Annotated in this window: 12 protein-coding genes and 1 pseudogene; 12 read left to right on the forward strand and 1 reads right to left on the reverse strand. The window is 72.7% G+C overall.

The window, feature by feature from the left end; genetic code table 11:
* Positions 1-73: 73 nt before the first annotated feature.
* From IE287_RS07210 to serA, 6 genes and pseudogenes are all read left to right on the forward strand, one after another.
* Complete coding sequence (locus IE287_RS07210) at positions 74-1,036, forward strand: 2-hydroxyacid dehydrogenase (protein ID WP_189848057.1); 963 nt, start codon at positions 74-76, stop codon at positions 1,034-1,036.
* Positions 1,037-1,667: 631 nt separating this feature from the next.
* Positions 1,668-4,554 (forward strand): annotated as a pseudogene (locus IE287_RS07215) (putative bifunctional diguanylate cyclase/phosphodiesterase).
* A 226-nt stretch (positions 4,555-4,780) separates the two neighbouring features.
* Positions 4,781-6,634 carry an acetolactate synthase large subunit gene (locus IE287_RS07220; protein WP_189848058.1) on the forward strand — a complete coding sequence of 618 codons (1,854 nt, stop codon included), beginning with the start codon at positions 4,781-4,783 and terminating at the stop codon, positions 6,632-6,634.
* A gap of 35 nt (positions 6,635-6,669) precedes the next feature.
* Positions 6,670-7,194, forward strand: coding sequence for an acetolactate synthase small subunit (gene ilvN / locus IE287_RS07225; protein WP_043219928.1), 525 nt, complete (start codon positions 6,670-6,672; stop codon positions 7,192-7,194).
* A 128-nt stretch (positions 7,195-7,322) separates the two neighbouring features.
* Positions 7,323-8,324, forward strand: coding sequence for a ketol-acid reductoisomerase (gene ilvC, locus IE287_RS07230; RefSeq protein ID WP_189848059.1), 1,002 nt, complete (start codon positions 7,323-7,325; stop codon positions 8,322-8,324).
* 236 nt (positions 8,325-8,560) lie between these two features.
* Positions 8,561-10,150, forward strand: coding sequence for a phosphoglycerate dehydrogenase (gene serA, locus IE287_RS07235; protein WP_189848060.1), 1,590 nt, complete (start codon positions 8,561-8,563; stop codon positions 10,148-10,150).
* 487 nt (positions 10,151-10,637) lie between these two features.
* Here the strand turns inward: serA and IE287_RS07240 are convergent, their stop codons facing one another.
* Positions 10,638-11,936, reverse strand: a complete 1,299-nt coding sequence (locus IE287_RS07240) for a PucR family transcriptional regulator (RefSeq protein WP_189848061.1) — start codon at positions 11,934-11,936, stop codon at positions 10,638-10,640.
* Positions 11,937-12,131: 195 nt separating this feature from the next.
* On the opposite strand from IE287_RS07240, the gene IE287_RS07245 reads away from it, so the two are divergent.
* The 6 genes from IE287_RS07245 (at position 12,132) to IE287_RS07265 (ending at position 18,767) form a co-directional block, all read left to right on the forward strand.
* Positions 12,132-13,058: a proline dehydrogenase family protein gene (locus tag IE287_RS07245; RefSeq protein WP_189848062.1), complete on the forward strand. Its 927-nt coding sequence runs from the start codon at positions 12,132-12,134 to the stop codon at positions 13,056-13,058.
* Positions 13,059-13,088: 30 nt separating this feature from the next.
* Positions 13,089-14,720 carry an L-glutamate gamma-semialdehyde dehydrogenase gene (gene pruA / locus IE287_RS07250; RefSeq protein ID WP_189848063.1) on the forward strand — a complete coding sequence of 544 codons (1,632 nt, stop codon included), beginning with the start codon at positions 13,089-13,091 and terminating at the stop codon, positions 14,718-14,720.
* 114 nt (positions 14,721-14,834) lie between these two features.
* Positions 14,835-15,371: a GNAT family N-acetyltransferase gene (locus IE287_RS07255; RefSeq protein WP_189848064.1), complete on the forward strand. Its 537-nt coding sequence runs from the start codon at positions 14,835-14,837 to the stop codon at positions 15,369-15,371.
* Between the two features lie 803 nt (positions 15,372-16,174).
* Positions 16,175-16,306: a hypothetical protein gene (locus IE287_RS39065; protein ID WP_268254967.1), complete on the forward strand. Its 132-nt coding sequence runs from the start codon at positions 16,175-16,177 to the stop codon at positions 16,304-16,306.
* A 78-nt stretch (positions 16,307-16,384) separates the two neighbouring features.
* Positions 16,385-17,425 (forward strand): 3-isopropylmalate dehydrogenase, encoded by a 1,041-nt coding sequence (locus IE287_RS07260; protein WP_189848065.1) that lies wholly within the window; start codon positions 16,385-16,387, stop codon positions 17,423-17,425.
* Between the two features lie 250 nt (positions 17,426-17,675).
* The gene (locus IE287_RS07265; protein ID WP_189848066.1) at positions 17,676-18,767 is read left to right on the forward strand and encodes a branched-chain amino acid aminotransferase; all 1,092 of its coding nucleotides are present in this window, start codon (positions 17,676-17,678) and stop codon (positions 18,765-18,767) included.
* Positions 18,768-18,773 lie beyond the last annotated feature (6 nt).

The following is an 18,773-nucleotide window of genomic DNA, read 5'->3' on the forward strand; positions in this document are numbered from 1 at the left end:
GCCGCTACCCCTCCTTGTGCCGCCCCCCAAAGTAACCAATGGCACGCGGGATTCTTCGCATAGCCTCCCGGTCATGACACTCGCACCCACCACCGCTGACGTGTGGCTTCCGATCCCCGCCGACGAGATCGACGGGCTGCCCGACCCGGGCGCGTCGGGACTGAACTACCGTTTCTGGGACGGCGGGGACGACTTCCCGGCCGATCCCGCCGGCTGCGCCTTCTACGTCGTCCCGTACATGAAGGGCTCCGCGATCGCGGTCCGCCCGCTCGCCGCGATGACCTCGCTGCGCGTCGTCCAGACCCTCTCGGCCGGCATCGACCACGTCGTCCCCGGCCTGGGCTCGCTCGGCCCCGGCGTCTCGGTCTGCAACGCCAAGGGCGTCCACGAGGCCAGCACCGCCGAGCTCACCCTCGCCCTGATCCTCGCCTCCCTGCGCGGCATCCCCCGCTTCGTCCGCGGACAGGACGCCGAGGAGTGGCGGGACGGCTTCTACCCGGCGCTCGCCGACAAGTCGGTCCTCATCGTCGGGTACGGATCGATCGGCTCGGCCATCGAGGACCGGCTCGCGCCCTTCGAGTGCGCGCGGGTGGCGCGCGTCGCACGCTCCGCGCGCACCACGGCCCGCGGTCCCGTGCACGCGCTGGACGACCTGCCCGCCCTGCTGCCCGAGGCCGACGTGGTGGTGCTCTCCACCCCCCTCACGCCCGGGACCAGGCACCTGGCCGACGCGGGCTTCCTCGCCCGGATGAGGGACGGCGCGCTGCTCGTCAACGTCGCCCGCGGACCGGTGGTCGACACGAACGCCCTGCTCAAGGAGGTGGAGAGCGGGCGGATCACGGCGGCGCTGGACGTCACCGACCCGGAACCGCTGCCGGCCGGGCACCCGCTGTGGCACGCTCCCGGTGTCCTCGTCACCCCCCACGTCGGCGGATCCACCTCGGCGTTCATGCCGAGGGCGAAGCGGCTGATCGCGGCGCAGGTCGGACGGTTCGCGGCGGGGGAGGAGCTCGCGAACGTCCTCCGGACCACCTGAGCCCCGCGCCCGCCCCGCGCGCCCCCGGTGCGCCGCCCACCACCCCCCTGACAGTCACGGAGAGTACTGCGACCCTGTCCCTGAGTGACGGTCCTGGTGTATCGTCCCGGATCGGGGGACATGCGTCGTGTACGGGCTGACGCTGGGGAGCGAAGTGACGGGCCAACAGAATCCGAGGGGGGCGACGGGTGAAGCACGGCCGGAGGACCGACGGTCCCGTGCGGCGATGCCGCCGGCCGACCTCCCGCGCCTCGCAGCCGATCTCGCGCGCTCGGTGCCGGACCAGGCGGCGCCGCACCGCGCGGAGCGCCGGGACGACCGCCCGGCGCGCACCGACGCGACCGGCCTGCCGCGCGTACCGGACCCCTGCGCCGGCCGCGCCCCCGAGGCGCCGCGGCCGGCCGGGGCCCTCGCGCCCCGCGACCGCACCGCGCCGGACCCGGCCCCACCCGGCCCGCCCCGGCCCCGCGCGGCCGTCCCGGAGCCGTCCGCCCGCACGTCCCCGGCCCGCCCCGGGCCGCGCGTGCTCCCGGTCCCGCACGCCTTCGGAGGGGCGGACGGCGAGGGCGGCGGCTTCGGGCACGACCAGGGGCGGGAGGACGCGGTGACCGGCACCGGCGCGACCGCCGTGATGCGGCGCGGCCCCGCTCCGGCCGGCTCCGCGCCCCTCGGACCCGGGCGGACCGCCCCGGGACCGGAGCGGCCGCCCAACTGGGCGGGCTCGCTCCTCGCGCAGATCGCCCTCGCCCTCGTCTGCGCCGGGTACACCACCGGTGCCGCGCTCGGCTGGGGCTCGTCCCGGCTCGCGCTGTTCATGGGCGACTTCGGGCTCAGTGCCGCCGCGTTCACCGCCGCCGTCTCCTGCTTCCTCTACGCCGGGGCCGAGCGCGGCGCCACCCGCCCCGCCTGGCTCCTCTTCGCCTTCTCCTCCTTCATGGCCGGCGCGGGGAACGCCGTCTGGGGCTGGTACGAGGTGGTGCTCGGCCGGGAGGTCCCCGAGTCCTCCGCCGCCGACCTCTTCTTCTTACTCTTCGCCCCGCCCGCCATCGTCGGCCTCCTCGTCCTCGCCAAGAAGCCCGTCACCCGGGCCGGCTGGGTCTGCCTGGGGCTCGACGCCTGGCTCATCGCCGGATCCCTGCTGACCCTCTCCTGGAGCCTCGCGCTCGCCCACACCGCCCACTTCCAGGGCGAGTCCGTGGCCCAGGCCGCGCTGTCGCTCGCGTACCCGCTCCTCGACATCGTGCTCGTCAGCATGGTCCTGGCGCTCCACTTCCGGCGCTCCCAGGCGAACCGCTCGGCGGTCAACACCGCCATCGCCGCCCTCGCCCTCACCGTGCTCTGCGACGCCCTCTTCACCTCGCCGCTGCTGCGCGCGAACTACGTCTCGGGCCAGCTGCTCGACGCCGGCTGGTTCGCCGGCTCCCTGCTGCTCGCCTACGCCCCCTGGGGCGTCCGCCGCCCGCCGGAGCCGGCCGTCGTCCGCGCCCCGGAGACGCCCAGCCGGCCCATCGCCGGCTCGCTCGCCGCCCTCACGCCCTACCTCGCCGCCGCGGTCTGCACCCTCGGCATCCTGTACAACGTGGTCGAGGGCCGCCGGATCGACCGCGTCGTCGTCCTCACCGGCTGCGCCGTGGTCCTCGCCCTCGTCGTCCGGCAGGGCATCATGCTCATCGACAACATCGCCCTCACCCACGAACTGGCCCAGAAGGAGAACCACTTCAGGTCGCTCGTGCAGGGCTCCAGCGACGTCATCATGATCGCCGCGCCCAGCGGCGTCCTGCGGTACGTCAGCCCCGCCGCCACCGGCGTGTACGGACGGGACGCCGAGGAGCTGATCGGCTCCGAGCTGTCCGCGCTCATCCACCCCGCCGACCTCGGCGCCGTCGTCCACGAGGTCCGGCGCTTCCTCGCCGCCTCGCCCGCAGAGGAGCCCACCACCCGGATCGAGTGCCGCTTCCGCTCCGGTCACGGGAGCGCCTCCCGCCCGGCCGAGGCCGAGGGCGACTGGCTCAACGTCGAGTCCACCGTCAGCCGGCACCAGGGCGGCCTGATCTTCAACAGCCGGGACGTGACCGAACGGGTCCGGCTCCAGGCGCAGTTGCAGCACAACGCGGAGCACGACCCGCTCACCGACCTGCCCAACCGGGCGCTCTTCACCCGCAGGGTCGGCCAGGCCCTGGGCGGGCGCCGCTCCTCCGACGCCGGCGCCGCCGTGCTCTTCATCGACCTCGACGGCTTCAAGGCGGTCAACGACCGGCTCGGCCACCAGGCCGGCGACGACCTCCTCGTCCAGGCCGGCCGCCGCCTCCAGGAGGCCGTGAGGGCCGGGGACACCGCCGCCCGGCTGGGCGGCGACGAGTTCGCCGCGCTCATCCTCGGCGACGGCCCGCACGACCGCGCCGCCCGCGAGACCCAGGTCCAGGAGATCGCCGACCGGCTCCGCCTCACCCTCTCCCGCCCCTACCGGGTCGACGGGGGCACCGAGGTCCGGGTCGCCGCCTCCATCGGCGTCGCCTTCGCCGAGCCCGGCATCGGCGCCGGCGACCTGCTGCGCAACGCCGACCTCGCCATGTACCGGGCCAAGGCGGGCGGCAAGGACCGGGTCGAGCTGTACGTGCCGCAGATGCAGGCCGAGGTGGTACGCCGCACCGAGCTCGCCGCCCGGCTGCGCAGCGCGCTCCACGACGGCGAGTTCGCCCTCCTCCACCAGCCGGTCGTGGACCTCGCCACCGGCCGGATCTCCGCCGTCAGCGCGCAGGCCCGCTGGCGCTCCGCCCAGGGCATCCTCTTCACCCCCGCCGAGTACCTCCGGGTCACCGACGACGGCGAGCGCACCGCCGAGCTGGGCCGCTGGCTCCTGGAGGAGGCCGTCGAGCAGGCCGCCGAGCGGGCCGGCAGCGGCCACCGCACCCCGGTGACCGTCCGGCTCGCGGCCCGCCGACTCCTCGACCGCTCCGTCCCGCTCGGCACCGTCGAGGCCCTGCTGACCCGGCACGGGCTGCCGTCGGGCTCGCTCGTCATCGAGCTGGCCGACACCGACCACCGGACCCCCCTGGACGAGCTGGAGCAGCGCCTGGTCGCGCTGCGCCGCCTCGGGGTGCGGATCGCCCTGGACGGATTCGGCAGCGGACACGTGGCCGTCCACGCCCTCCGGCGCCTTCCGGTCGACATACTGAAACTCGACAGGGGACTCGTCGAGGGCGTGGTCGAGTCGGCCCGGCTCCGCAAGATCACCAGCGGGGTGCTCCGCATCGCCGGGGAGCTGGGCATGCAGACCGTCGCCGACGGGGTCGACGTCCCCGAGCAGGTCCTGGCGCTGCGGGCCATGGGCTGCCGGCACGCGCAGGGCATGGCCTTCTCGGGCCCGCTCGACGAGTACCGGCTCCGCCGGGCCCTGGTCAGGGGCGATTTCCCGCTGCCGGGGACCGTCTCCGTACCGGCCGGCACGGGGCGCGACACGCGGCGGAAAGCATCCCCCGATCAGCTCACATGATGAGACGCGCGTCCCACCCACTTGACAGTGGCGAGGCCCGGGAGGGAGGGTCAGTGCCATGCGCACCCGAATTCTCGTACTTGGACAGCGCGTCGGCTGAAGCAGGGCCCTGAAGGCCCGCTGAGAACCACCCGACGCGCTCCCCTCGCTTGCCTTCCGGCACGAGGGGTTTTTTGTTGCACCGGTTCTCTCTGAAGCCCACGCAAAGCCACGTAAAACACCCCGCAAAAAACCCTCTGCTTCGAGAAGAGATGCTGATGACCGAGCAGGCCACCGGGCACCATCCGCAGCCGCGGCCCCGCAGCGGCGCGACGCCCGCCCCCACCGTCGAGCACGTCACGGGCGCGCAGTCCCTCATCCGCTCTCTCGAGGAGGTGGGCGCGGACACCGTCTTCGGCATCCCGGGCGGCTGCATCCTCCCCGCGTACGACCCGATGATGGACAGCACGAAGGTCCGCCACATCCTGGTCCGCCACGAGCAGGGCGCCGGCCACGCGGCCACCGGCTACGCCCAGGCCACCGGCAAGGTCGGCGTCTGCATGGCGACCTCGGGTCCCGGCGCGACCAACCTGGTCACCCCGATCGCCGACGCCCACATGGACTCGGTCCCGCTGGTCGCGATCACCGGGCAGGTCGCCTCCAAGGCGATCGGCACCGACGCCTTCCAGGAGGCGGACATCGTCGGCATCACCATGCCGGTCACCAAGCACAACTTCCTGGTCACCAAGGCCGAGGACATCGCGAAGACCATCGCCGAGGCGTTCCACATCGCCTCCACCGGGCGTCCCGGCCCGGTCCTGGTCGACATCGCCAAGGACGCGCTCCAGGCGAAGACCACCTTCTCCTGGCCGCCGCAGACCGACCTGCCCGGCTACCGCCCGGTGACCAAGCCGCACGCCAAGCAGATCCGCGAGGCCGCGAAGCTCATCACCGCGGCCAGGCGCCCGGTCCTCTACGTCGGCGGCGGCGTCATCAAGTCGGGCGCCACGGCCGAGCTGAAGGTCCTGGCCGAGCTCACCGGCGCTCCCGTCACCACCACCCTGATGGCCCTCGGCGCCTTCCCCGACAGCCACCCGCTGCACGTCGGCATGCCCGGCATGCACGGCTCCGTCACGGCCGTCACCGCCCTCCAGAAGGCCGACCTGATCGTCGCCCTCGGCGCCCGCTTCGACGACCGCGTCACCGGCAAGCTGGACAGCTTCGCCCCGTACGCCAAGATCGTCCACGCGGACATCGACCCGGCCGAGATCGGCAAGAACCGCGCCGCCGACGTCCCGATCGTCGGTGACGCCCGCGAGGTCATCGCCGACCTGGTCCAGGCCGTCCAGGCCGAGCACAGCGAGGGCAACCAGGGCGACTACTCCGCGTGGTGGTCGGACCTGAACCGCTGGCGCGAGACCTACCCGCTCGGCTACGACCTGCCGGAGGACGGCAGCCTCTCCCCGCAGCAGGTCATCCAGCGCATCGGCCGGCTCGCCCCCGAGGGCACGATCTTCACCGCGGGCGTCGGCCAGCACCAGATGTGGGCCGCCCACTTCATCGACTACGAGAAGCCGGCCACCTGGCTGAACTCCGGCGGCCTGGGGACCATGGGCTACGCCGTCCCGGCCGCCATGGGCGCCAAGGCCGGCGCGCCCGACCGGACGGTCTGGGCGATCGACGGCGACGGCTGTTTCCAGATGACCAATCAGGAGCTCACCACCTGCGCCCTGAACAACATCCCGATCAAGGTCGCCATCATCAACAACGGCGCCCTCGGGATGGTCCGCCAGTGGCAGACCCTCTTCTACAACCAGCGCTACTCCAACACCGTCCTGCACTCCGGCCCGGACGACGTCAACCCGGAGGCCAAGGGCACCCGCGTCCCGGACTTCGTGAAGCTGTCCGAGGCCATGGGCTGCGTCGCCCTGCGCTGCGAGTCCCCGGACGACCTCGACAAGGTCATCGCCGAGGCCAACGCCATCAACGACCGGCCGGTCGTCATCGACTTCATCGTCCACGAGGACGCGCAGGTCTGGCCCATGGTCGCCGCCGGCACCTCCAACGACGAGGTCATGGCCGCCCGGGGCGTCCGCCCCGACTTCGGCGACGGCGAAGACGACTGAGCAGCGACGAGCCACAGGGAAGAGGCCCACACACCATGTCCAAGCACACGCTCTCCGTCCTCGTCGAGAACACGCCCGGCATCCTCGCCCGGATCGCCGCCCTGTTCTCCCGCCGCGGCTTCAACATCGACTCGCTCGCCGTCGGCGTCACCGAGCACCCCGACATCAGCCGCATCACCATCGTGGTCAACGTCGAGTCCCTGCCCCTGGAGCAGGTGACCAAGCAGCTCAACAAGCTGGTCAACGTCCTGAAGATCGTCGAACTCGAGCCCAGCGCCGCGATCCAGCGCGAGCTCGTCCTGGTGAAGGTCCGCGCCGACAACGAGACCCGCTCCCAGATCGTCGAGATCGTCAAGCTGTTCCGCGCCAAGACCGTCGACGTCTCGCCGGAGGCCGTCACCATCGAGGCCACCGGTTCGAGCGACAAGCTGGACGCCATGCTCAAGATGCTGGAGCAGTTCGGCATCAAGGAGCTCGTCCAGTCGGGCACCATCGCCATAGGGCGTGGCGCCCGGTCCATCACCGACCGGTCCCTGCGGGCACTCGACCGCAGCGCGTGACGCTCCGTACCGTCCACGGGGGCTGACCGCCGGTCCATCCGGCGGTCCGCCTGACGAGACCCCTCAACCTTCCTTCCGCTCCCCGCCGTACGGTGGGACGCAACACCAGCACCTCAAGGAGATTTCCAGTGGCCGAGCTGTTCTACGACGCCGACGCCGACCTCTCGATCATCCAGGGCCGCAAGGTCGCGGTGATCGGTTACGGCAGCCAGGGCCACGCCCACGCGCTGTCGCTCCGCGACTCGGGTGTCGACGTCCGCGTCGGTCTGCACGAGGGCTCCAAGTCCAAGGCCAAGGCCGAGGAGCAGGGCCTGCGCGTGGTCACCCCCGCCGAGGCGGCGACCGAGGCCGACCTCATCATGATCCTGATCCCGGACCCGATCCAGGCCAAGGTCTACGAGGAGTCCATCGCCCCGAACCTGAACGACGGCGACGCGCTGTTCTTCGCCCACGGCTTCAACGTCCGCTTCGGCTTCATCAAGCCCCCGGCCGGCGTCGACGTCGCCCTGGTCGCCCCGAAGGGCCCCGGCCACCTGGTCCGCCGCCAGTACGAGGAGGGCCGCGGCGTCCCCGCGATCGCCGCCGTCGAGCAGGACGCCACCGGCAACGCCTTCGCGCTCGCCCTCTCCTACGCCAAGGCGATCGGCGGCACCCGCGCCGGCGTCATCAAGACCACCTTCACCGAGGAGACCGAGACCGACCTCTTCGGCGAGCAGGCCGTCCTCTGCGGTGGCGCCTCCGCCCTGGTCAAGGCCGGTTTCGAGACCCTGGTCGAGGCCGGCTACCAGCCGGAGATCGCGTACTTCGAGTGCCTCCACGAGCTGAAGCTGATCGTGGACCTCATGTACGAGGGCGGCCTGGAGAAGATGCGCTGGTCCGTCTCCGAGACCGCCGAGTGGGGCGACTACATCACCGGCCCGCGCGTCATCACCGCCGACACCAAGGCCGAGATGAAGAAGGTCCTCACCGAGATCCAGGACGGCACCTTCGCCAAGAACTGGATGGACGAGTACCACGGCGGTCTGAAGAAGTACAACGAGTACAAGACCCAGGACGAGCAGCACCTCCTGGAGACCACCGGCAAGGAGCTGCGCAAGCTCATGAGCTGGGTGAACGACGAGGAGGCGTAAGCCCCTCGGCACGGGGCCGGACGCTTCGTCCGGCCCCGTGCCGTTTCCTTGGACACCCCGTCCAACCACGGACGGGTGATCCTTCCAACGAGGCGTACGACGTGCGCCGATGCGGCACTACACTGCTCAACAACATCGCGTCTGGCCCACAGCGTCGTGCGCTTCCACGCGGCAAGCCCCCTCCACCGCCTGCGGCCGTCGGGACGGCCGTCCGCACTGCCTCTGTGAGGACTCACGTGAGCTCGAAACCTGTCGTACTCATCGCTGAAGAGCTGTCGCCCGCCACCGTCGACGCCCTGGGCCCGGACTTCGAGATCCGGCACTGCAACGGCGCCGACCGCGCCGAGCTGCTCCCCGCGATCGCCGACGTCGACGCCATCCTCGTCCGCTCGGCCACCAAGGTCGACGCGGAGGCCATCGCCGCCGCCAAGAAGCTGCGGGTCGTCGCCCGCGCCGGTGTCGGCCTGGACAACGTGGACGTCTCCGCCGCCACCAAGGCCGGCGTGATGGTCGTGAACGCCCCGACCTCCAACATCGTCACCGCCGCCGAGCTCGCCTGCGGCCTGCTCGTCGCCACCGCGCGCAACATCCCGCAGGCCAACACCGCCCTGAAGAACGGCGAGTGGCAGCGCTCGAAGTACACCGGCGTCGAGCTCAGCGAGAAGACCCTCGGCGTCGTCGGCCTCGGCCGCATCGGCGTCCTGGTCGCCCAGCGGATGTCCGCCTTCGGCATGAAGATCGTCGCGTACGACCCCTACGTGCAGCCCGCCCGCGCCGCCCAGATGGGGGTGAAGCTGCTGGCCCTGGACGAGCTCCTGGAGGTCGCCGACTTCATCACCGTCCACCTGCCGAAGACCCCCGAGACCCTCGGTCTCATCGGTGACGAGGCGCTGCACAAGGTCAAGCCGAGCGTCCGCATCGTCAACGCCGCCCGCGGCGGGATCGTCGACGAGGCCGCGCTGTACTCGGCCCTCAAGGAGGGCCGCGTCGCCGGCGCCGGCCTCGACGTGTACGCGAAGGAGCCCTGCACGGACTCCCCGCTCTTCGAGCTCGACCAGGTCGTCTGCACCCCGCACCTCGGCGCCTCCACCGACGAGGCCCAGGAGAAGGCCGGCATCGCCGTCGCCCGCTCGGTGCGCCTCGCGCTCGCCGGCGAGCTGGTCCCGGACGCGGTCAACGTCCAGGGCGGCGTCATCGCCGAGGACGTGAAGCCGGGTCTGCCGCTCGCCGAGAAGCTCGGCCGCATCTTCACCGCCCTCGCGGGCGAGGTCGCGGCCCGCCTCGACGTCGAGGTCTACGGCGAGATCACCCAGCACGACGTCAAGGTGCTCGAACTCTCCGCCCTCAAGGGCGTCTTCGAGGACGTCGTCGACGAGACCGTGTCCTACGTGAACGCCCCGCTCTTCGCGCAGGAGCGCGGTGTCGAGGTCCGCCTCACCACCAGCTCCGAGTCGCCCGACCACCGCAACATGGTCACCGTGCGCGGCACGCTCTCCAGCGGTGAGGAGGTGTCGGTCTCCGGCACCCTGGCCGGCCCGAAGCACCTTCAGAAGATCGTCGCCGTCGGCGACTACGACGTGGACCTGGCGCTCGCCGACCACATGGTCGTGCTGCGCTACGAGGACCGTCCCGGCGTCGTCGGCACCGTCGGCCGGATCCTCGGCGAGGCCGGTCTCAACATCGCGGGCATGCAGGTCTCCCGTACGGAGGAGGGCGGCGAGGCGCTGGTCGTGCTCACCGTCGACGACACCGTCCCGGCGGCCGTGATCTCCGAGATCGCCACGGAGATCGGTGCCACCTCGGCCCGCTCGGTCAACCTGGTCTGACCCGTCCCGGGGGCAGGCCTTCCGTACCCGGTCGGTGGACAAGCGTCCCGGACGCCTGTCCACCGGCCGGGTACGGTGCTGTCGCGGGACACGGGCAAGAGCTGCCGGAGGGCGCCAAGCGGTGCCTCCGGGAGGAGGGGTACGGGCGCACCACGGCCCGCGCCCCCGTCGCCGCCTCCGGCGCCGGCCTCGCCTCCCTCGGCCACCACTCCGGTTCCCAGGACGCCCTGTTCCAGCGGGCGCACCTCGCGCTGACCGGGGGGGTGGGGCGAGCGGGCCGCCGCCGCGGCGGCGGGGAGCTCCCGCCCGGTCCCCGCGAGCGCTTCCACGCCTTCGGGGACCGGCTCGCCGGCGTCGCCGAGGAGAGCCGGCCGGTCCGGCGGACCCCGAGACCGCGCCGGGCGCCGGCGACCTCGGGGAGGGCCTGTGGGGCCTCAGGGGGGAGTGCCCCGGCCCGGCCCGGTCGGGCCGGGGCCCGGAGCCGGAGTCAGAGCCGGGCCGCCTTCAGGGCCATGTGCAGCAGCAGGCGGTCCTCGCCCGCGTCCAGGTCGAGGCCGGTGAGCTGCTCGACCCGGGAGAGGCGGTAGTAGAGGGTCTGCCGGTGGATGCCGAGCGCCGCCGCCGTGCGGCCCGCCTGGCCCGCGTGGTCGAGGAACACCTCGGCCGTGCGGGCCAGTTCGGTGTGCGCGGGCCCCAGCAGCGCCCGTACCGCCGGGTCGGGTCCGCCCTGCGGGAGGGCGGTGAGCAGCCGGTACGGGCCGAGCTCGGACCAGTGGGCGAGCGGACCGAGCCGGGGCTGGGCGTGCGCGGCGCGGGCCGCGGCGGTCGCCTCCCGCCAGCCCAGGTCCAGCTCGCCGAGGCCGCGCCGGGGCGCGGCGACCCCGGCGACGGCCGCCGGGCCGCGCAGCCGCTCGCCGGCGGTGGCGGCGGGGGAGAGGTTGTCGGCGGAGCGCAGCCGCACCAGGGCGGCGAGCGCCCGCCGCGGGGCGGGCCCGGGGGCGTACCCGCCGTCGGACGCGGGCCCCGTGCCGTGTCCCGCCCCGGCGGGGCCCCCGCCGGGGCCGGGCGGAGCGGGCGGGCGACTCCCGGCCGGGCCGCCGGTCTCGGCGCGGCGCCTCGGCGCGGCCGCGGCGCCGGCCGGAGCCGGGGCGGCCGGGCCCTGCCAGGGCAGGACGCAGAGGGCGGCGGCTCCGGGCACGGTCCGGGGGGAGGGGGAGTCCTCGCCGGTCCAGGGGGCGACGCACACCAGGGCGTGCAGGCCCTCCGCGTCCGGGCCCAGGGCGGTGCGGAGGGCGGCCACGGCCATGTCGTACTGCCAGCCGCGCTCCGCGGTGAGGACGGCCCGCAGCTCGCGGGAGAGGTCGGCCCCGGCCCGCTCCTCGTCGGCGAGCAGCTCGCCGATCCGGGCGGCGACGTCCATCGCGGCCGTGAGCCGTTCGCGCGAGGGGCCGGGCTCGGCGTCCAGCAGCCAGACGTAGCCGAGGACGACACCCCGATGGCGTACGGGCAGGCAGATGCGGTCGCGGTAGACGCCCGCGTCCGGCGCGGCCGGGATGCGGACGGGGCCGGTGGCCCGGGTGATGCCGAAGCCCTCGAACCAGGCGCGGACGGCGGGGGTGGACTTCCGGGTCAGGATCGAGCGGGTCCTGACCGGGTCCATGGCGCTGTCGTCGTCGCTGTCGTGGGCCCCGAAGGCGATCAGCCCGAAGTCGCGGTTCTCCAGGGTCGCGGGGGTGCCGAGCAGCGCCGAGATCTCGTCCACCAGCTCCTGGTAATCGCCCTTCACGGCCCCATTCTCGCACCCGTCCGCCGGACCTTCAGACAGATGTCTGAGGGCGTGTTCACGGATGCGTGACAGCTGTAGATGGCGCAGGATCGGAGCGATCCATAGGTTTCACGGTGGTTCTCCGTGCTGTTCCCGGTTCGTACCCCCGCGTCCGGTAACGGCCCCGTTCTACCCTTGCCCCTTTGGAGGTGCCCCGTGCTGGGTCCCGTGATCCTCGCCGCGTCGCGCAGCGACAAGATGCGCCGTCTCGTGTCGGCCGCGCCCGGGACCAAGCAGGTCGTCGCGCGCTTCATCGCCGGCGAGACCGTGGGCGACGTCGTCCCGATCGTCCAGGACCTGACCGACCGTGGTCTGGAGGTCACCCTCGACGTCGTGGGCGAGGACATCACCACCGTCGAGCAGTCCCACGCCGCCCGTGACGCCTACCTGGAGCTGATCGGCCGCCTCAAGGAGCTGGGCCTCGGCGAGCGCGCCGAGATGTCCGTCAAGCTGTCGATGTTCGGCCAGTCGCTGGAGAACGGCCACGAGCTGGCCCTCGCGAACGTGCGCCCGGTCGTCGCGGCCGCCGCCGAGATCGGCACCACCGTCACCCTGGACGCCGAGGACCACACCACCCTCGACTCGATGTTCGCCATCCACGAGGAGCTGCGGAAGAACTTCCCGCAGACCGGCTGCGTCATCCAGGCCTACCTCTTCCGCACCGAGGAGGACGCCCGCCGCCTCGCCGCCGCCGGCTCCCGGGTGCGGATCGTGAAGGGCGCCTACAAGGAGCCCGTCGAGGTCGCCATCCAGGACAAGCCCGAGATCGACAAGGCGTACGTCCGGATCATGAAGATCCTGATGGACGGCGAGGGCTACCCGATGATCGGCTCGCACGACCCGCGCCTGATCTCCATCGCCCAGGAGCTGGCCCGCCGCGCCGGCCGCAAGCTGGACGAGTACGAGTTCCAGATGCTGTACGGCATCCGCTCCGAGGAGCAGACCCGCCTCGCCGCCGAGGGCCACCGCATGCGCGTCTACACGGCCTACGGCACCGACTGGTACGGCTACTTCATGCGCCGCCTCGCGGAGAAGCCGGCCAACCTGCTCTTCTTCGTCCGCTCCATCCTCACCAAGGGCTGAGCCCACCTCTCACAAGGAGTTACGCGACTCATGGACGCTGTCACCCAGGTCCCCGCTCCGGTCAACGAGCCGGTGCACGGCTACGCCCCCGGTTCGCCCGAGCGCGCCCGGCTGGAGGCCAAGCTCAAGGAGCTCGCCGACAACCCGCGCGAGCTGCCGATGACCATCGGCGGCGTGAAGCGCCTGGGCGGCGGCGAGGAGTTCGAGGTCGTCCAGCCGCACAACCACAAGGCCGTCATCGGCACCTTCCGCGGTGCCACCGAGCAGGACGCCCAGGACGCGATCGACGCGGCCCTGGCCGCCGCTCCGGCCTGGCGCGCGATGTCCTTCGACGACCGCGCCGCGATCATCCTGCGCGCCGCCGAGCTGCTCGCCGGCCCGTGGCGCGAGACGCTGGCCGCGTCCACCATGCTCGGCCAGTCGAAGACCGCCCAGCAGGCCGAGATCGACACCCCGTGCGAGCTCGTCGACTTCTGGCGCTTCAACGTGGCGTACGCCCGCCAGATCCTGGCCGAGCAGCCGCCGGCCAACTCCCCGGGCGTGTGGAACCGACTGGACCACCGCCCGCTGGAGGGCTTCGTCTACGCGATCACGCCGTTCAACTTCACGGCCATCGCGGGCAACCTGCCCACCGCCCCCGCCCTCATGGGCAACGTGGTGGTCTGGAAGCCGTCCCCGACGCAGACCCACTCCGCCGTGCTCCTCATGGAGCTCCTGGAGGAGGCCGGCCTGCCGAAGGGCGTCATCAACCTGGTGACCGGCGACGGCATCGCCGTCTCCGAGGTGGCCCTGAACCACCGCGACCTGGCCGGCATCCACTTCACCGGCTCGACCCGCACCTTCCAGCACCTGTGGAAGACGGTCGGCACCAACATCGAGAAGTACCGCTCCTACCCGCGGATCGTCGGCGAGACCGGCGGCAAGGACTTCGTCGTCGCCCACCCCAGCGCCGACCGCGCCGTCCTGAAGACCGCGCTGACCCGCGGCTCCTTCGAGTTCCAGGGCCAGAAGTGTTCCGCGTCCTCGCGGGCCTACATCCCGGCGTCGATCTGGAACGACGGCTTCAAGGAGGAGTTCGCGGCCGAGGTCGACGGCATCAAGATGGGTGACGTCACCGACCTGTCGAACTTCATCGGTGCCGTCATCGACGACCGCTCGTTCGCGAAGAACAAGGCGGCGATCGACCGTGCGTCCTCCGACCCGAGCTGCACGATCATCGCCGGCGGCACCTACGACGACTCGGAGGGCTACTTCGTCCGCCCGACCGTCATCGAGTGCGCCGACCCGGAGAACGAGGTCTTCAAGGCCGAGTACTTCGGCCCGATCCTCGCGATCCACGTCTACGAGGACGACCGGTACGACGAGATGCTGGAGCAGATGGAGTCGGTCTCCGACTACGCCCTGACCGGCGCCGTCATCTCCAACGACCGCGCCGCCGCCGCGCACACGATGGAGAAGCTCCGCTTCGCCGCGGGCAACTTCTACATCAACGACAAGTCGACCGGCGCCGTCGTCGGCCAGCAGCCCTTCGGCGGCGGCCGCGCCTCGGGCACCAACGACAAGGCCGGCGCCCCGCAGAACCTGATGCGCTGGACGCTGACCCGCGCCATCAAGGAGACGCTGGTCCCGCCGACCGAGTACGGCTACCCGCACATGGGCTGACGCCCGCCCGCCGCGTGAGCGGCCCCTGAACACCGCCCCCCTCCCCGGTCCCCCCAGGCCGGGGTCGGGGGCGGTACTCATGTCCGGGCACGCGGCGCGTGGCAGGGTGGGGGCATGACCGTGAGGACCGCGCCCACCCACGCGCTCGGCGCCGGCCGGCTCCGCGCCGTCCGGACCCTGCTCGACGCCGCCTTCGACGGGGACTTCTCCGCCGAGGACTGGGACCACGCGCTCGGCGGCGTCCACGCCTGGATCGAGGACGAGCGGGGGATCGCCGCGCACGGGGCGGTCGTCCAGCGCCGGGTGCTGCACCGCGGACGCTCGTACCGGATCGGGTACGTGGAAGCGGTCGCCGTCCGGGCCGACGTCCGCCGACGGGGGCTCGGCGGCGCCGTGATGGACGCCCTGGAGCCGGTGATCGACGCCACCCACGCCTTCGGCGCGCTCTCCGCCTCCGACGAGGGCGCCGCGCTCTACCGGGGGCGCGGCTGGCGGGTCTGGGAAGGGCGGATCGAGGTGCTGGGCCCCGGGGGGACCCGGCGGCTCCCGGAGGAGGAGGGGAGCGTCCTGGTCCGCGCGGCCGGCGCCGCGGGGCCGCCGGACGCCGCCGCCCCGCTGGTCTTCGACTGGCGGGACGGCGACGTGGTGTGAGGCGCGCGCGGCGTCGGGAGCGGGACCGCCCGACCCGGCCCGTGGCCGTCTCCGGCCGGGAGGCCACGACGGCGGAGAGGGCGGAGGCCGGCGCGGTGGTGACCGCGGGCCCGCCGGTGCCGAGCACGCCGCCGTCGCGCCGCCGGCCGGCACGGTCCAGACCGCGAGGACGGCCCTGCCGCGCCGGCCGGGGAGGAGCCACCGGTGCGGGGCGGCGGGCCGGCCTCCAGGGCGCCCGCGGGGCCCGACGTCGCCGCGTACGGCCGCTGGGAGCAGCCGTACACCAGCCACTCGCCGCACGGTTCCCAGCCCTCGGGCTCCAGCTCCGCGAGGACCTTCTCCCGTCGCCGGCCGCCGACGGCCTCGCGGCGGTACTCCCGGCGCAGCGCCGTGGTGCGGGACCGGCGGCAGACGAACCGGCCGAGGGGGCCGGGGACTCCACCTCCCGGCCCTGGTCGCCGTGGACGGCGGGCGTCCGGCGGTCGTCGAAGAGGCCGGCGGTCCGGGACCAGGACCCGGCCGCCCCGTCCGGCTCGCCGGGGGCCGGACGGGGGGTGCCGTCTCAGATAGTAGGAAGTCCGAGTAATTGTGGAGACAGATGAGGGTCCCTGCCCTAGCTTTGTAGAAGCCGAACGTCTCGCTTCATCAGCGAATGGCGGTCGAGAGCGCGACGCCCCGTGCAGGCAACCCCTGCGGCGACGCTCCCCGTCTCCTTCCGGCGCCTTCGATCATCACTGATCTCCCGATCGCAGCTGATCTCCGCACGTTCCGGATCACCACTGATCTCAAGGAGTCGATCCCCCATGGCCGCTCAGACCGCCCCCCGCGTCCGCCACTCCGCCACCCGTCCCAGCGACGAGGCCCGGCAGAACGCCGCCGCCGCCCTCCAGCGCGCCCTCGACCGGCGCGACAACGGCGGCTCCACCGGCCACTGACCCGTCCGCCGCGCTGTCCGTTCGTCCACATGGTGGACGATGCGTGTCAGACGATGGGACGAAGAGTAGGGTGCCGCCATGTCTCACAGCATCAATCTCGCAGTCATTCCCGGCGACGGCATCGGCCAGGAGGTCGTGGCCCAGGGCCTCAAGGTCCTCGCGGCCGCGCTTCCCCAGGACGTGAAGCTGGAGACCGAGGAGTACGACTTCGGCGCCCGGCGCTACCACGCCACCGGTGAGACCCTCACCGACGCCGACCTGGACTCCCTCAAGAAGCACGACGCCATCCTGCTCGGTGCGATCGGCGACCCCTCGGTCCCGTCCGGCGTCCTGGAGCGCGGCTTCCTCCTGAAGCTGCGCTTCGCCTTCGACCACCACGTCAACCTGCGCCCCTCGAAGCTGCTCCCCGGCGTCGCGACCCCGCTCGCCGGCCAGCCCGCGATCGACTTCGTCGTCGTCCGCGAGGGCACCGAGGGCCCGTACACGGGCAACGGCGGCACCATCCGCAAGGGCACCGAGCACGAGGTCGCCACCGAGGTCTCGGTCAACACCGCCTTCGGCGTCGAGCGCGTGGTCCGGGACGCCTTCGCCCGCGCCCAGGCCCGCCCGCGCAAGAAGCTGACGCTGGTCCACAAGAACAACGTGCTGACCTTCGCCGGCCACCTGTGGACGGACGTCTTCAACCGGGTCGCCGGGGAGTTCCCCGAGGTCACCACGGACTACCTGCACGTCGACGCCGCGACGATCTTCCTCGTCACCGACCCGGCCCGCTTCGACGTGATCGTCACCGACAACCTGTTCGGCGACATCATCACCGACCTCGCCGCGGCCGTCTCCGGCGGCATCGGCGTCGCCGCCTCGGGCAACATCAACCCGAGCCGCGACTTCCCGTCCATGTTCGAGCCGGTCCACGGCTCCGCGCCGGACATCGCGGGCCAGGGCAAGGCCGACCCCACGGCCACCGTCCTCTCCGTCGCCCTCCTCCTGCGCCACCTCGGTCACGAGGCCGAGGCCGCCCGGGTCGAGGCGGCCGTCGAGGCCGACCTCACCGAGCGGGGCGCCGCCGTCCGCACGACGGACGAGATCGGCGACGCGCTCGCCGCGCGAGTAGCGAGCTGACCCGCGCGCGCCACTGACACCACAGAGCAGCCGCCGGGTCTCCCAGACGCCCGGCGGCTGCTTCGTCGTACGCGACCGCGGGGCGCCGGGCCCCTCTGACCCCCCCCTTTCGCCGGATCGCGCACACCCGCGCCGCGTACACCCGTTTCGCCCACCGGCCCCCCCGAGCGATAATCGAACGTGGGGCCGTGGCATGCGGGCACGCCGTGGGCGCGGTCCGACCCACACAACCGGTGAAGGACACGCACTCATGACCAAGCCCTCGATCGAGCTCAAGCCCTCCTCCAGCCCGCTGTCCGCCGCGGAGCGCGAGGCGATCCTGGTCAACCCGGGATTCGGCCGCCACTTCACCGACCACATGGTCACCATCCGCTGGACCGAGGGCCGCGGCTGGCACGACGGCCAGCTCGTGCCGTACGGCCCGCTCTCCCTCGACCCGGCGACCAGCGTCCTCCACTACGCGCAGGAGATCTTCGAGGGCCTGAAGGCCTACCGCCGTCCGGACGGCTCGGTCGCCTCCTTCCGGCCGGACGCCAACGCCCGCCGCTTCCAGTACTCCGCCCGCCGGCTCGGCATGCCGGAGCTCCCGGTCGAGACCTTCATCGAGGCCTGCGACGCCCTGGTCCGCCAGGACGAGGCGTGGGTCCCGCCGCACGGCGGCGAGGAGTCCCTCTACCTGCGCCCCTTCATGATCGCCACCGAGGTCGGTCTCGGCGTCCGCCCGGCCAACGAGTACCTCTTCGTCGTCATCGCCTCCCCGGCCGGCGCCTACTTCCCGGACGGCGTCAAGCCGGTCGCGATCTGGGCCTCCGAGGACCGCGTCCGCGCCGTCCCCGGCGGCGTCGGCGACGCCAAGACCGGCGGCAACTACGCCGCCTCGCTGCTCGCCCAGGCCGAGGCCGCCGAGAAGGGCTGCATCCAGGTCGCCTACCTCGACGCCGTCGAGCACAAGTGGGTCGAGGAGCTGGGCGGCATGAACCTGTACTTCGTGTACGGGAACAAGATCGTCACCCCCACCCTCACCGGTTCGCTGCTCGCGGGCATCACCCGTGACTCCCTCCTCCAGGTCGCCCGTGACCTCGGCTACGAGGCGGAGGAGACCCGCGTCTCCATCGACCAGTGGCAGGAGGACTCCGCGAACGGCAGCCTCACCGAGGTCTTCGCCTGCGGCACCGCCGCCGTCATCACCCCCGTCGGCACGGTCAAGTCGGCCCGCGGCGAGTGGAAGCAGTCGGACGGCGAGCCCGGCGAGGTCACGATGAAGCTGCGCGAGGCCCTGCTCGCGATCCAGACCGGCAAGGCCGAGGACACCCACGGCTGGATCCACCAGCTGGGCAAGTGACCCCGG

The organism is Streptomyces omiyaensis (assembly GCF_014650895.1).
GTDB classification, from domain to species: Bacteria; Actinomycetota; Actinomycetes; order Streptomycetales; family Streptomycetaceae; genus Streptomyces; species Streptomyces omiyaensis.

Bases quoted from the DNA above. Each gene is read 5' to 3' on its own strand.
- IE287_RS07210 (WP_189848057.1), top strand. From the start codon at position 74: ATGACACTCGCACCCACCACCGCTGACGTGTGGCTTCCGATCCCCGCC.
- IE287_RS07220 (WP_189848058.1), top strand. From the start codon at position 4,781: ATGCTGATGACCGAGCAGGCCACCGGGCACCATCCGCAGCCGCGGCCC.
- ilvN (WP_043219928.1), top strand. From the start codon at position 6,670: ATGTCCAAGCACACGCTCTCCGTCCTCGTCGAGAACACGCCCGGCATC.
- pruA (WP_189848063.1), top strand. From the start codon at position 13,089: ATGGACGCTGTCACCCAGGTCCCCGCTCCGGTCAACGAGCCGGTGCAC.
- IE287_RS07255 (WP_189848064.1), top strand. From the start codon at position 14,835: ATGACCGTGAGGACCGCGCCCACCCACGCGCTCGGCGCCGGCCGGCTC.
- IE287_RS39065 (WP_268254967.1), top strand. From the start codon at position 16,175: ATGGCCGCTCAGACCGCCCCCCGCGTCCGCCACTCCGCCACCCGTCCC.
- IE287_RS07260 (WP_189848065.1), top strand. From the start codon at position 16,385: ATGTCTCACAGCATCAATCTCGCAGTCATTCCCGGCGACGGCATCGGC.
- IE287_RS07265 (WP_189848066.1), top strand. From the start codon at position 17,676: ATGACCAAGCCCTCGATCGAGCTCAAGCCCTCCTCCAGCCCGCTGTCC.